The 13,699-nt window shown below is 67.0% G+C and carries 15 protein-coding genes; 6 read left to right on the top strand and 9 right to left on the bottom strand.

What is annotated here, in order from left to right; genetic code table 11:
• Positions 1–142: 142 nt before the first annotated feature.
• From AAFN86_RS15970 to AAFN86_RS15955, 4 genes are all read right to left on the bottom strand, one after another.
• Complete coding sequence (locus AAFN86_RS15970) at positions 143–1,153, bottom strand: hypothetical protein (RefSeq protein ID WP_347544352.1); 1,011 nt, start codon at positions 1,151–1,153, stop codon at positions 143–145.
• A 188-nt stretch (positions 1,154–1,341) separates the two neighbouring features.
• Positions 1,342–1,605, bottom strand: a complete 264-nt coding sequence (locus AAFN86_RS15965) for a hypothetical protein (RefSeq protein ID WP_347544351.1) — start codon at positions 1,603–1,605, stop codon at positions 1,342–1,344.
• Between the two features lie 80 nt (positions 1,606–1,685).
• The gene (locus tag AAFN86_RS15960; RefSeq protein WP_347544350.1) at positions 1,686–2,081 is read right to left on the bottom strand and encodes a hypothetical protein; all 396 of its coding nucleotides are present in this window, start codon (positions 2,079–2,081) and stop codon (positions 1,686–1,688) included.
• Positions 2,078–3,301 (bottom strand): site-specific integrase, encoded by a 1,224-nt coding sequence (locus AAFN86_RS15955; protein ID WP_347544349.1) that lies wholly within the window; start codon positions 3,299–3,301, stop codon positions 2,078–2,080. Before AAFN86_RS15955 ends, AAFN86_RS15960 begins: the two co-directional genes overlap by 4 nt.
• A gap of 758 nt (positions 3,302–4,059) precedes the next feature.
• Here AAFN86_RS15955 and AAFN86_RS15950 point away from each other — a divergent pair.
• A complete protein-coding gene (locus tag AAFN86_RS15950) occupies positions 4,060–4,365 on the top strand; it encodes a phosphoribosylamine--glycine ligase (protein ID WP_347544348.1) in 306 nt (101 codons plus the stop codon).
• A 66-nt stretch (positions 4,366–4,431) separates the two neighbouring features.
• On the opposite strand, the gene AAFN86_RS15945 is transcribed toward AAFN86_RS15950, so the two are convergent.
• Complete coding sequence (locus AAFN86_RS15945) at positions 4,432–5,667, bottom strand: AraC family transcriptional regulator (protein WP_347544347.1); 1,236 nt, start codon at positions 5,665–5,667, stop codon at positions 4,432–4,434.
• 213 nt (positions 5,668–5,880) lie between these two features.
• Positions 5,881–6,033 carry a hypothetical protein gene (locus AAFN86_RS15940; RefSeq protein WP_347544346.1) on the bottom strand — a complete coding sequence of 51 codons (153 nt, stop codon included), beginning with the start codon at positions 6,031–6,033 and terminating at the stop codon, positions 5,881–5,883.
• Between the two features lie 93 nt (positions 6,034–6,126).
• Between AAFN86_RS15940 and AAFN86_RS15935 the strand changes: the two genes are divergently transcribed.
• A complete protein-coding gene (locus AAFN86_RS15935) occupies positions 6,127–7,158 on the top strand; it encodes an LLM class flavin-dependent oxidoreductase (RefSeq protein ID WP_347544345.1) in 1,032 nt (343 codons plus the stop codon).
• 349 nt (positions 7,159–7,507) lie between these two features.
• Here the strand turns inward: AAFN86_RS15935 and mbfA are convergent, their stop codons facing one another.
• The 3 genes from mbfA to AAFN86_RS15920 form a co-directional block, all read right to left on the bottom strand.
• Entirely contained in the window at positions 7,508–8,497 is a 990-nt protein-coding gene (gene mbfA / locus AAFN86_RS15930) for an iron exporter MbfA (RefSeq protein WP_347544344.1), read from the bottom strand.
• 161 nt (positions 8,498–8,658) lie between these two features.
• Complete coding sequence (locus tag AAFN86_RS15925) at positions 8,659–9,051, bottom strand: hypothetical protein (RefSeq protein WP_347544343.1); 393 nt, start codon at positions 9,049–9,051, stop codon at positions 8,659–8,661.
• 318 nt (positions 9,052–9,369) lie between these two features.
• A complete protein-coding gene (locus AAFN86_RS15920) occupies positions 9,370–9,798 on the bottom strand; it encodes a hypothetical protein (protein ID WP_347544342.1) in 429 nt (142 codons plus the stop codon).
• 148 nt (positions 9,799–9,946) lie between these two features.
• Between AAFN86_RS15920 and AAFN86_RS15915 the strand changes: the two genes are divergently transcribed.
• The 4 genes from AAFN86_RS15915 to AAFN86_RS15900 are packed head-to-tail and all read left to right on the top strand — an operon-like array spanning position 9,947 to position 13,637.
• Positions 9,947–10,861: an ABC transporter permease subunit gene (locus tag AAFN86_RS15915; protein WP_347544341.1), complete on the top strand. Its 915-nt coding sequence runs from the start codon at positions 9,947–9,949 to the stop codon at positions 10,859–10,861.
• Complete coding sequence (livM, locus tag AAFN86_RS15910) at positions 10,858–12,135, top strand: high-affinity branched-chain amino acid ABC transporter permease LivM (RefSeq protein WP_347544340.1); 1,278 nt, start codon at positions 10,858–10,860, stop codon at positions 12,133–12,135. The genes AAFN86_RS15915 and livM overlap by 4 nt, the downstream gene beginning before the upstream one ends.
• Positions 12,136–12,138: 3 nt before the next feature.
• Positions 12,139–12,936 (top strand): ATP-binding cassette domain-containing protein, encoded by a 798-nt coding sequence (locus tag AAFN86_RS15905; protein ID WP_347544339.1) that lies wholly within the window; start codon positions 12,139–12,141, stop codon positions 12,934–12,936.
• Positions 12,930–13,637, top strand: a complete 708-nt coding sequence (locus AAFN86_RS15900; RefSeq protein WP_347544338.1) for an ABC transporter ATP-binding protein — start codon at positions 12,930–12,932, stop codon at positions 13,635–13,637. The genes AAFN86_RS15905 and AAFN86_RS15900 overlap by 7 nt, the downstream gene beginning before the upstream one ends.
• The last annotated feature ends 62 nt before the right edge of the window (positions 13,638–13,699 follow it).

Raw genomic sequence — 13,699 nt, 5'->3', positions numbered from 1 at the left:
CCGCTCGTCCCTCGGCCATTCTTCTCGAAGGAAGCTGATCGAGGTCACGCTGCGAGGCTCACACCCGTCAATCCTCCGGCCTTGCACTCGAGTGCAATTCCCTTCTGCACCTTATATTTCCCGAGATCTGCATGGCCCTTCCTCATACCACGGATCCGGCAAGCACCGGCGGCAGCGGAAGGCCGCAAGCCGCGACAGCGAGAAGGGCGTGCGCGGAGGCGGGCCAGCCACCCCAAAGATCGCCGGGGGCCCACCATGGCGGCGTGCTTCCAAGCAGCAGATCGGCAGCGATCGGGGAGTCGTCGAGCGACAGGTCGCCGAGTGCCTCCCGCAGGCCCGCGACGTTTACCGCCGTTGCGAGGTGGCGCCGATGGGCCTTGGTAAGCGGCAGGGCTGCAGTGTCCATCACCAACAGATCGTCCAGCGGACTGACCAGATGCGGCAGCGCAAGCAGTGGCTGGTCCCCGCCTTTCGGCATGATTCGGAACTCAATGCGCAGCGCGGGGCTCGGATTGTGTGGAAGCTTGAGGCGGTCATAGACCACGACGTGCGAGTCACCCTCGGCCCCGAAGCGGATGCCCGTCAGGCCCGCAAGGCGGCGTCCTTCGCCCTGGATCACCTGCTTTTTCCGATGTGCGAAGGCAAAGGTGCTGAACCCCTGCTCCGGCAGATCGAAGGCGGCGTCCACACGCGTTACGCGGATTTGGGGAAGCAACATCGGCGCCGCGACGTTCTGAGCCGACGCGCACTGGAAGAGTCCCTCGAAGATTCGCGCATTCTCCGACTGGGTGAAGCGAGCCGGATTCCAATCGGCACGGCAACTGTAGCCGAGGGCTTTGGAACCCGTCGGCCCGACCTGCAACGTCAGCGTCGGATCGCCCTTTTCGCCCGCGCCCGCGCGGATGTGGAACGCGGCTTTGTAGCCCTTCCGTGCGCCGCTGCCCGCCTTGGCCATGGTCACGGTAAGACCCGGGAACAGCAGGCTCACACCCTCCGTTGCATCGGCCTCAAGGACCTTCGCCAACTCCAACTCCTCGGCCTTCTTTGCTTTCGCTAGATCAGCGACATCGATCGCCACTGCCGAGAACACGTCTGGCTTGAAGCCCAACGGCGGCAGCAGCAGCACCAGCCGATCGATGATGGGGCCGACCATCCCAGCTCCTTCAACTATCAGCATCATCGGCTCCCTTCTTCACCTGCACCTTCCTCCTATTCACGACCTCTGCTGTGGCATCGGGGGGCTGATAGAAGGAAAACTCGATCACTCGAATAGCTGCATTCAGACACGCCGGCAGCGTCGGCAGTTCGCCTGCCGCCGCCGGTCCGAATTGCGTGTGGCCATCACTTCAGGCGGTCGTTCGCCCATTCCAGCGCGCTGGCCCATCCGTAGACGGCGCGCTTGCCGAACTTGGCGTAGGGCGGGCCTTCGCCGCGCCACGCCATGTTCTCAAGCGTCTTTCGGCTGATGGGGAAGCCGGCGGCCGTCAGGGCGTCGGCGACCTGTTGCCGACCGAGCTTAATGTCGGCCGGGAGAGATGGTGCAGCCAGCGAAAATCCGCTTGCAGGTGCGGCCTTCGTGGGAGGGTGGACAATGGTCACGGCCATGGGGAATCTCCTCGTGCCCCCCAGTCGTGCCCCAATTGATTTTCTTCAGGAAACTGAAAAGAGTCCGCTGCCCACCTCGCTCAAACGACGTCGAGGGTTGCGTCGTAGGTCGCCAGCGCCGTGTCCTGCAAACCATGGGTGCGGTAGTACGCGATCAGGTTGCGTGTGTAGCCGGCGCCCTTCTTCTTATAAGGCGCGCCAAAACGCGACAGCAGACGATTGTAGATGGTCTTACGACCGGGAATGGCCGTCGCGCTCTGGGAGTTCTTAAGCCAATCCTTAAGGAAAGCGGCTTCATGCGTTGGCGAGAGATGGGCTATTCCGGCTTTCCTCCGCTGCTGGTGCTCCTCCCACACCATGTCGAGGTCCGTTTTCGGGGCTCCTTTCTCTGATTTCTGAGTGGCCGTCGAGGCAGGCGCATGCAGGCCAATGTCGACTTTCGCGATGCGTCCCGCGCCTGCGTCCCTTGGCATCATGCGGCCCCCTTCTTGCTGACAGCGGCGATTGGCGAGATCCCCATGCTCTCGCCCACCACGCGGGCAACCTCCTCCGCGTGCGGATGCAGGTGGTGCGGGATCCGCTTGGCGTAGCGGTTCGGCATGGCGAGGGTCCGCCACCCGAACAGGTCCCGCATGGTGAAGGCGTTCATCCCCCGGCGCGCTGCCGTGGTGGCGGCAGTCGAACGGAACACATGAAGGGTCGCGTCAGGGCCGAGTTCTGCTGCCCGCCGAATCTTCGTCCAAGCCCGGACGACGACGATGGCGTTCGCCGGCTTTGCGGGATCGCGTCCGGGAAAGACGAATGGTCCGAGCCGCGGCAGAGTGGCGAAGATCGCCAAGACGTCCGTACTGAGCGGCACGCTGCGCGGTCCCGTTTTCGTCGCGGCGAGGTGCAGCAAGCACTGCTCCACGTCGACCCAGTCCCAGCGGGCTTTCAGCAACTCGGACCGTCGCAACCCGGTCAAGGCATACAGGCGGACGGCCGCCGCCGCCCAGGGGCTGATCTCTCCGGAACGCTCGAAGTCGTCGATCGCTTTTCCGATGCGCCGGAGTTCGTCGGCTTCGAAATGCCGAACTCGCGGCTGCTCGGCATTTCGCTCAATGCCTTTGCATGGGTTTTCGCTTAGCCCTGCTAGCTCCCACTGAACGGTCGCAAGGCTGCACATCTTGGACAGCGCGGCCAGGGCCCGATTGGCCTGGATCGGCACGGATCCCATCGAGGCATGCCAAGCATGAACCCGCGCCCGCGTCAGTTCTGACAGCTTTAGGTGGCCCAGTCCTGGTACGATGTGGCGGCGGACAACACCACGGATGCCTGGCTTGGCCGACGCGGCATTCCGCTTGGCAACGTATTCCCTCAGGTAACGTTCCGCGAGGTCGGCGACGGTGAGTTCCGCCCGCAACGTGTCTCGTTCGGCTGCAGGATCATGCCCAAGATGCACAGCCGCCATGCGGTCGCGCGCCAATCGCCGCGCCTCGGCAAGGGTGAGGGTTGCGGCGTTGCCAAGCTTCAGCCAGCGTTGCCGCCCTGCTCGGTCACGGTAGCGGAGGGAAAAGACGCGCAGCCCCCCGGGGTGGACGATAAAGGCCAAGCCTAGTGTCGTCGTATCCCAGGCGGTGCGGCGGTCGGTCGCCGCGTCCGCGAAGTCGCGAAGCCGGCTGGGCGTGAAGGCGAAGCGGCTGCAGGGAACGCTCATAGAACAGATGTTCCTCGTCTTGCGCCAGCGAGCAGATAGCGAGCAACACGGTTAGGAATCTGCGCGGCGACGACGGGAGCAATCTAGTGATGGCGGGAGGAATTCGCCATTTATTTCAGCCCGTTGAAGGAAATCACGAGAAGCGCCGGGAGATGGAGGTCACTAGGCTGTACGTGACTGAAAATCGCAGTGTCGGTGGTTCGATTCCGCCCCTGGGCACCATTCCTCTTTTTTCTACTTCCGATCAGTCGCTTGAGAGACGCTTTCGTCCCTCTCGGGCTTTGCTGCGCCTGAGTGGGATTTTTCGTGCGCGGCGACCCGCGCCATCGCGCTCATGCGCCATGCCTCGCTGCGCCCCGGGCGTATCGATCCTCCTCCTGCAAGGTCCGATGGACGGTCACGGCCATGATCTCGTGCGCGCTCGCGCCGAACTCAGCCAGGCGCGCCGCGGCGGCCTTCCGCAGGCCATGCGGCGATGATGTGCACCGCGGCGGGCGCGGAAGCCGTGACGGCGCCTGGCGCTGGAAGGATCCCATACCAGCGGCACAAGTCATTGACTCGTGCCGAGGCCGCGAAGGTTGTCGGCGAAAGCCAAGCAAACCGGAGGTCTGCACCCGGCGTCCGACGGCACGCCGAAGCCGATACCAACGGTCGAAGAATGCGGCCGTTGGTATCGGTCTTTTGGCTTTGCTCGACGGCTACGGCGACACGGCTCTGTCACAGCGGGTATGACGTCGCGGCGACAGCAGGAGATTTTGATGACGATTCGACGCAATGTCCGGCCGTTGCTGGCCCTTCTGGCGGTCGCCGGCTGCGCCGAGGGTGGCGTCTGGGCGAATGTGCCCAATGAACCCGGCCCGGTCGCGGCGGCATGCCGCCAGGAAATCGCGAATGACCCCCGGGTGCGCGGCCTTGGCGCCGAGGCTGGCGGCAACGCAGCCAATACCGAGACGGTCCGGCAGCAACTACTCGTGCTCCTGCCGCAGCTCTACCGGCAATGCATGGTCCGCGCCGGCGTCATCGCGCCAGGCCAACCGCTGCCCACATCAAGAGACACCTTCTGAACGGGAAGGGCCTTCGCGGAACGGGATGGGTCCGGGGAGCGATTGGTCCACCGGCCGACGGCGCCATCAGCCGCGCAGGAAGTCCGCGAGCCCAAACCCGCCGGCCTTCTTCCGGTCATCGACACCCCGGCCGCCACGGGGCGCCCTGCGCCATTCGGTGGGCGTTACGCCGAAACTCCGGCGAAACTGCCGGCTGAACGAGGACGGATCGAAGAAGCCGACCGCCTCACCAATCTTGACGATGCTGCGTGCTTCATCCGGCTGGAGCAATAGCCGCCCGACCGCCTTCAGGCGTTCCTCCTGTATGGCCGACGCAACCCCGCCCACGGGCTCAAAGGCGCGATACAACTGACTACGGGACACGCCCAGGGCGCGCCCGACGGATTGCGGGGTCAGGCGAGGTGATCCGAGATTGCGCCTGATTACCGTCAGGGCACGGGCGCGCTGATGGGCCTGGAGGTATGGTTGCGCCCCGCCCAAAGCATCGGAAGTCCCGCAGACGCAGGCGGTGATCATTGCCGCGGTGGCCTCGGCGACGCGGGCACGCTCCTGCAGGGCCAGCGCCGGCAATACAGGCCACAGGGCAGCGAGATATTCGGCGAGCATCCGCGACCGTGCATCGGCACGGGGATGGTCGCGCGTTGCATCGAGGTGCACGGACAATCCCGGGAGGCTGTCCCGGGTAAAGAAAACGCCGATCCATTCCGTTTGCTCGCGAAAGCCCCAGTACGCTTCATCGAGAGCCTGCACGTGCAACTGACCTGCGGGCACCGACAGGCAGCGGTCGCCGCGGTCCCATCGGAAGCGCCGATCGCCGCGCACGGTGAGGTTGAGACACCAGTGGTCGAGCCCGTCGCGCCGGACATGGTTCCGTGTCCGAATGGCTGTCGCGCTGTCCGCCACGACGCGCGTCATGACGAAAGGACCGAAGGAGATCACTTCCCGCTCGGCGGCGAAGCCAAGCGTGCCTTCATTGAAGATTACATCGAGCGACGGTGCATTACCGGCGCGCCAGGCATCCGCCTGGTGCGCCGTGGGAAGCGTCTGTGTCGAGAAGACAAGGGTCGATGGCGCGGTTGACTCCTCGGGAGCGGACGGCTCGCCAATGTATTCAATGTCGCGTCGTGAACCGCCCAATCTGTCCAATATTGACACCCCGGCTTGAGTGGACATCCCGCCACAGTAACGTGAGTGCTGCATTCGTGCACCAGCCTCGGCGGGCATGGGCTGCGGTCGATCCGGTTGATGGCGCGCGGCGTCATCGCGAACCGAGGGAACCCGACGGAACGCGTCGGCGATCATGCCTGCGGCCTACGCGCCAGGTCAGTGAACCAAGCCGGCTGGTCGGCGGAAGGCAGGCAACCAAAGCCGAGGTCGGCCGCTGCCCAAATCAGGAGGCGATTGCATCGGCGCGAGCCGAAAGGGGGATACTGCGCTTCTGAAACCCGGGCTTTACCTGGGCTTTCCAATTGTGCGGCAGCCCGCTATGGACTGGCTCCGGTGAGCCTTATTCCGCTAGCCCCTGGGCACCATTTTCTCCCGCGCGATGCCGCCCATCAGCCCGCCACGCCGGCGTGATTTCGTCGCGCTCAGCCACGCCCTCACCACGCTTCCCTCCATGCCCGGCTTCGCGCCGCGCACCGGTGGTGCCGGCCAGATGGACGTCATGCCGGCTCCGTTGACCGGGGCGCGCTTCACCGTCGGCTTGCCGTCCTCATCCAACCGGCCAGGTCTGCGGCCGTTGATCCGCTGGAACCTCCTATGACCGCTTCCCTCGCATTCGGCCTCGACACTTTCGGCGACGTCACCGCCGCGCCGGACGGCATGGCACTGCCACAGGCCCAGGTGATCCGCGACGTGATCGCCGAGGCCGTGCTCGCCGACAGCCTGGGCATCGACTTCTTCGGCGTGGGCGAACACCACCGCGAGGATTTCGCCGTCTCCGCGCCGGAGGTCGTGCTCGCCGCCATCGCCGGGCAGACGACGCGCATTCGTCTCGGCTCCGCCGTCACGGTGCTGAGCTCGGATGATCCGGTACGCGTGTTCCAGCGCTTCGCGACACTGGACGCCGCCTCGAACGGGCGCGCAGAGGTGATTCTCGGCCGCGGCTCCTTCACCGAATCCTTCCCGCTCTTCGGCTACCCGCTCGACCAGTACGAAGTCCTGTTCGAGGAAAAGCTCGACCTTTTCACGAAGCTGCTGCCGCAGGAGCCGGTGACCTGGTCGGGCACGGTTCGCGCACCGCTGCGCGACCAGCGCGTCTTTCCCCTCGTTGAACATCCTCCATTGAAGGCGTGGATCGGCGTTGGCGGCAGCCCCGAATCCGTGGTTCGCGCCGCGCGCCACGGCCTGCCGCTGATGCTCGCCATCATCGGCGGAGATCCGCGCCGTTTCGTCCCCTATGCCGAATTGTTCCGCCAGGCCTGCGACAAGCTTGGCCAGAACGCGCTGCCGATCGGCGTGCATTCCCCCGGCTACCTCGCCGAGACCGATGCGTCGGCGCGCGAGGAATTGTGGCCCGATTACCGCCGCATGCGCGACCGCATTGGCGCGGAACGTGGCTGGCCACCGATGACCCGAACCGAATTCGACCGCGAGGCCGATCACGGCTCGCTCTATGTCGGATCGCCCGAGACGGTGGCGCGCAAGATCGCCGCGACGGTGCGTACGCTCGGCCTGCAGCGCTTCCAGCTGAAATACAGCGCCGGCGCGCTCAGCCATGCGCGCATGCTGCGCAGCATCGAGTTGTACGGCACCCGCGTGATGCCCCTCGTGCGCGACATGCTGGCCTGATCCTGCCGCGCCCTTCCGATGAGCTACGGGGGAGATCGAACAATATCGCCCGCAGAATTGGCATCGTGGCTGCGCGCCAAGGCGGGGCCCAATGCCGGCTTCTCCCACCACCGAGAAGAAGCGGTCCGCAGCAGGCGCGCGACCGGACCCTGACGCATGTCGTGCTCGATGGCGTCGACGCCACCCTGCCGCTGGGGCGGGTCGCAACGGCGCGCCTGTGCGCGGCTTTGGCCGACCGCCCGCGGGCGGGCCAGCCGCCGGGGGCCGAGAGCAGGTCCCGGGCCGGTGGAATCACCTGATCGGGTAACGATGCGCCGGAGCCTTCGCGCCGCGGCGCAGGGGCGCGGCCCTACGACCCGCCGATCAGGATGCCTGTCGCCAGCACAAGACCGCCGCCCAGCAGGATCTGGAACATGGCGCGGCCGACCGGCGTCTCCATGTAGCGGTGCTGGATCCACACGATCGCCCACAACTCGAAGAACACCACCACCAGCGCAATCGCCGTCGCGGTCCAGAAATGCGGGATCAGGTAAGGCAGCGCATGGCCCAGCCCGCCCAGCGCCGTCATCACCCCCGATGCCAGCCCGCGCTTGAAGGGCGAGCCCCGGCCGGACAGCTTGCCATCGTCATGCGCCGCTTCGGTGAAGCCCATCGAAATGCCGGCGCCGAGCGACGCGGACAGGCCCACCAGGAATGTCGTCCCCGGGTTCTGCGTGGCAAAGGCGGTGGCGAAGATCGGCGCGAGGGTGGACACCGACCCATCCATCAGCCCGGCCAGGCCCGGCTGCACCCAGGTCAGCAGGAATTGCCGCCGGGCGGTCGAGACCTCCTCCTCGCCTTCGGCCCCGCCCAGGCGATCGGCCACCAGCAGATCGGCCTTCTCCTCATGCTGCGCCTCCGCCACCTCAAGGTCGCCAAGCAGCTTGCGGACCTCGGCATCCGTGGTGCGGGCGGCAGCGGCGGCGTAGAAGGCCTGGGCGTCGCGCTCCATCGCCGCGGCTTCCTCGCGGATACGCTCAAGGCCAAGGTTCTCCACTAGCCAGACCGGCTTGCGGCCGTAGAAGTCCGCGACATGCTCGCGCCGGATCGGCAGGATCAGGTCGCCGTAGCGGGCGCGATACAGGTCGATCAGGCGGCGGCGATGGCCATTCTCCTCCTCGGCCATGCTGTCGAACACGGCGGCCGAGGCGGGGTATTGCTCGCGCAGGCGGCTCGCATACAGCGCGTAGATGCGGCTGTCCTCCTCCTCGGAGGAGATGGCCAGCGCCAGGATTTCCTGCGCCGAGAGGCTGTCGAAACGGCGGCGGGAACCGCCCAGGCCGGGAAGCAGCGATCGCATCGGGTCCATCCAGTCTTGCGGCGCACCGGCTGAACGGCCCGGTGGCCATGCCCACACGCCATAGCCGATCATGGCGCTGGAGGCACCGCCTGCGTGCGGCACCGGCGCCATCGGCGGGCTGGCCCGAAGGGTGGCCGCGCGAGGGGATCTGCCGCGGCGTGCTACCGCAGCAGCGCCGCGTAGCGGTCGCGATAGGCGACGATCAGCATCCCCGTCAGCAGCGCCAACACCACAGCCACTGGAATGCCGCCCGGATTCAGCACCAGATGGAACAGGATGATGACGGTGATGATCGGCAACAGCAGCAGCAGGGCGGCCGCCGGCGCGCGATTGAACAGCAGGCCCAGCGCCGCGACCAGGTCGATCGTCTTCATCAGCGGCCAGATGAAACCGCTCTCCTTCAGCGCGTCCTCGAAGCGCAGCCCGGCAGGGGAGGTCGGCGGATGGACCAGGCTTTGCCCGGTGAGCATCCAGGCGAAGCCATCGACGGCACTCACCAGGAACAGCAGGCCGATCAGGATGCGGGGGAGGTCGACCGTCAGGCGGGGGATCATGGTGGCTCCGGCAATGCGAGGAGCCTCACTCCTACCGCCGGGCCGGCTCGCGGCAAGATGCGCGATGCGCGCGATGTGATCCGCTTCACCGCCCCCTCCCGCGCCGTGCGGGAGGGTCGGGCATGCCGCCGGGCGCGTCAGACCATCGGCCGAATTCCTTGGCCGTTGATATCGGCTTCGGCGTGCCCTCAGACGCGTCGTGCCGAAGGGCACGCCCATGGCGTGACGCGCAAACCTCCGGTTTGCTAGGCTTTCGCCGGACTACCGGCGGGCCGCCTTCGCGGCCTCGACACGAGCCAATGACTCGTGCCGTTGGTATCAGACCGGCGGAAGCGGGCCCGACGGGCTGGCGCGGAAGGACATCGGCACCGCCTGCTGACCGTTCAGCGTGATGACACAGTCGAACTGCCGGTCGGCATGACCGATCTCGCGCGACTGGCAGGCGGCGACGACCGGCATCATGCCCGCCTGACCCTGCAGGGTTGTCGCGCCATAGGTCACCAACGTGCCCTGCACCGCCGGCTGCCCGTTCACACGAACGAACAGGTCGTGGCGCGGTTCGGTGTTCGCACCGACCGGGATGCGGCTGGTCTGCATCTCGCCGGACAGCACCACCTGCTGGGTGGTGCCGGGGATCGCGCCCGGCACGATCACCGCCTGGTCCGGCACGCGGGACACGCCGGGGGCCGTCATGGCGCAACCGGCGGCCGCGAACAGGGACAGGCCGGCCAGAAGACTGCGTCGCATGGTCGTTCTCCGTGATTCCATTGCTCGGAGCCAACGCCACCGTCGGAACGAAGTTGCCCCGGGCCGTCACGGCCGCCCGCCGAATCCGCTTTCGGCCCCGCCATCCCTGCCCTAGCGTCAGCCTCTGGGAGACTGCTGTGGGGGGCTCGTGGCCTATGCGCTGCAACAGCTGATCAACGGGATCAGCCTCGGGATGATCTATGGGCTGATCGCGGTCGGCTACACGATGGTCTACGGCATCATCGGCATGATCAACTTCGCCCATGGCGACATCTTCATGGTCGGCGCCTTCGTCGCGCTGATCTCGGTGGTCATGCTGATTTCCGGTGGCATCATGGATGGGCCGGCGGCGATCCTCATCGTGCTGCTGGTATCGATGTGCGTCACCGCGCTGTATGGCTGGACGGTGGAACGCATCGCCTACCGGCCGCTGCGCGGGTCCTTTCGCCTGGCACCGCTGATCTCGGCGATCGGCATGTCCATCGTGCTGCAGAACTACGTGCAGGTGGCCCAGGGCGCGCGGGTGAAGCCGATCGACGCGGTGCTGCCCGGCGGGGTGACGGTGCTGCGGGCGGAATCCTTCGTCGTGCAATTCTCCTACATGCAGATGCTGATCATCGCGCTGACGCTGGGCGTGCTGGCGATCTTCACCTGGCTGGTCACGCGCACGCCGCTGGGCCGCGCGATGCGCGCCTGCGAGCAGGACAGGAAGATGGCGTCGCTGCTCGGCATCGACACCGACCGCACCATCAGCCTGACCTTCGTGATCGGCGCGTCTCTCGCCGCGGTGGCGGGCACGATGTACCTGCTGCGCTATGGCGTGGTCGATTTCTACATCGGCTTCCTCGCCGGCGTGAAAGCCTTCACGGCCGCCGTGCTGGGCGGCATCGGGTCCTTGCCCGGCGCGGTGCTCGGCGGGCTGCTGATCGGGCTGATCGAGACCTTCTGGTCCGCCTATTTCAGCGTGGAATACAAGGACGTCGCCGCCTTCTCCATCCTCGTGCTGGTGCTGATCTTCATGCCGACCGGGTTGCTCGGCCGGGCGGAGGTCGAGAAGGTATGACGCTACGGGCGCTGAAGGATGCGGCGATCACCGCGCTGATCGCCCTCGGCCTGTTCGTGCCGCTGGTCGGGCTGCGCACCGATGTCGGGCCGACCGGCAGCCTGGTGCTGCGCCAGCGCTGGGGCGATGTGGCGATCCTGGTGTGCCTTGCCTTCGCGGGGCGGCTGGCGCTGCTGGCATGGCGCGCCGTGCGCGGCGAACCGAAGCCGCCCTCCGCCGCCCGTGCCGAAACGCTGCGCAGGGCCGGGCGGCTGGTCGCGCCGCTGATGCTCGCGCTGGCGGTTCTGCTGCCCTTCATCCCCGGCACCGGGCGGTATGAGCTCGACCTAGGCATCCTGGTGCTGACCTACGTCATGCTCGGCTGGGGGCTGAACATCGTGGTCGGATTGGCCGGGCTGCTCGACCTCGGCTACGTCGCCTTCTATGCGGTCGGCGCCTACTCCTATGCGCTGCTGGCGACCACCTTCGGCCTGTCCTTCTGGGTCTGCCTGCCGCTCGCCGGCATCCTCGCGGCCTTCTGGGGCATCCTGCTCGGCTTTCCGGTGCTGCGGCTGCGCGGGGACTACCTCGCCATCGTCACGCTGGCCTTCGGCGAGATCATCCGCGTCGTGTTGCTCAACTGGGTCAGCCTGACCAACGGGCCGAACGGCATTTCCGGCATCCCTCGCCCGACCTTCTTCGGCCTCACCTTCAGCGCCGGCGGCGGCCCCGGCTCCTTTGCCGATTTCTTCGGCATCGAGCCATCGCCGACCCATCGCGTGCTGTTCCTGTACTACCTGATCCTCGGCCTCGCGCTGTTGACCAACTGGGTCAGCATCCGGCTGCGCCGCCAGCCGCTCGGCCGCGCCTGGGAAGCCCTGCGGGAAGATGAGATCGCCTGCCGCGCGCTCGGCATCAACGTCACCACCACCAAGCTGACCGCCTTCGCGCTGGGCGCCATGTTCGCCGGCATCGCCGGGTCCTTCTTCGCCACGCGGCAGGGCTTCATCAGCCCGGAATCCTTCACCTTCATCGAAAGCGCCATCATCCTCGCCATCGTCGTGCTCGGCGGCATGGGCAGCCAGATCGGCATCGCCATCGCCGCCCTGGTGATGATCGGCGGGTTCGAGGTGTTCCGCGACCTCGACGAATGGCGAATGCTCGTCTTTGGCAGCGCGATGGTGCTGATCATGGTGGTGCGGCCGCGCGGACTGGTGGGTCACCGCACGCCATCGGTCGCGCTGCGCGAACGACGCATCATCGGTGCGGAACACGTCGCCGAGGGGCATGGCTGACGCATGCCGGCACCGATCCTCGAAGCCGAGAACCTCACCATGCGCTTCGGCGGCCTCGTCGCCGTCGATACCGTGACCTTCACCGCACGGCACGGCGACATCACCGCCATCATCGGCCCGAACGGCGCGGGCAAGACCACGCTGTTCAACTGCATCACCGGATTCTATCGCCCATCCGCCGGCGCGTTGCGCCTGTTCCGCGACAATGCCCCCGTCGAACTGCATCACCTCGCCGGTCATCGCATCGCCCGCACCGGCGTCGCGCGCACCTTCCAGAATATCCGCCTGTTCCCCGGCATGACCGCGCTCGAGAACCTGCTGGTCGCGCAGCACAACACGCTGATGGCCTCGACCGGCTTCGGCATCGGCGCGCTGTTCGGCATGCCGCGATACCGCCGCGCGCAGAAGGCCGCGATCGCCAAGGCGGTGCATTGGCTGGAACGCACCGCGCTGCTCGAGCGCGCCGACGACCCGGCCGGCGCCCTGCCCTATGGCCAGCAGCGACGGCTGGAGATTGCGCGGGCCATGTGCACCGACCCGGTGCTGCTGTGCCTCGACGAACCCGCGGCCGGGCTGAACCCGCGGGAATCGGAGGAACTCTCCACACTGCTGCGCGGCATCCGCGACGGCGGCTGCTCCATCCTGCTGATCGAACACGACATGGGCGTGGTGATGGGCATCTCCGACCGCGTCGTGGTGCTCGACCACGGGCGCAAGATCGCCGACGGCACGCCGGCCGAGATACGCGCCGATCCCCGCGTCATCGCCGCCTATCTCGGGGAGGGCGACGACGAATGCTGAGCGTCGAAGCCGTCTCCACCGCCTATGGCGCCGTGCAGGCGCTGCGCGACGTGTCCATCGAGGTCGCCCGGGGCGAGATCGTCACCCTGGTGGGCGCCAATGGCGCGGGCAAATCCACGCTGCTGATGACAATCTGCGGCGACCCGCGCGCGCGGTCCGGCCGCGTGGTGTTCGAAGGCCAGGACATCACCCAGATGCCGACGCACCGGATCATGCGCCTGGGCCTCGCCCAGGTGCCGGAAGGCCGCCGCGTCTTTCCTCGCATGTCGGTGATGGAGAACCTGCTGATGGGCGCGCAGGTCGCCGGCCACGACCCCGCGCCGCTGCTGCGCCAGGTCTTCGCCCTGTTCCCGCGGCTGGACGAACGCCAGGCTCAGCGCGGCGGCACGCTGTCGGGCGGGGAACAGCAGATGCTCGCCATCGGGCGCGCGCTGATGTCCAAGCCCCGCCTGCTGCTGCTGGACGAGCCCTCGCTTGGCTTGGCACCGCTGATCGTGCGGCAGATCTTCGCCGCCATCCGCGACCTGAACGAGAAGGAAGGGCTGACCGTCCTGCTGGTGGAACAGAACGCCAACCAGGCGCTGCGCCTCGCGCATCGGGGCTATGTGCTGGTCAATGGGCGGATCACCCTGGCCGGGCCGGGCCGGGAATTGCTGGCCATGCCCGAGGTGCGCGACGCGTATCTCGGCGGCGGGCACTGACGGCACGAAGAGGGGGGCAAAGCCCATTCCGGTCTCACCCCCTGCCGGATGACTCCCGCGCA

Source organism: Roseomonas sp. CAU 1739 (assembly GCF_039839775.1).
Classification (GTDB): domain Bacteria; phylum Pseudomonadota; class Alphaproteobacteria; order Acetobacterales; family Acetobacteraceae; genus Neoroseomonas.
The sequence above is the reverse complement of the archived record's forward strand: the minus strand, read 5'-3'. Positions and strand labels throughout refer to the sequence as shown.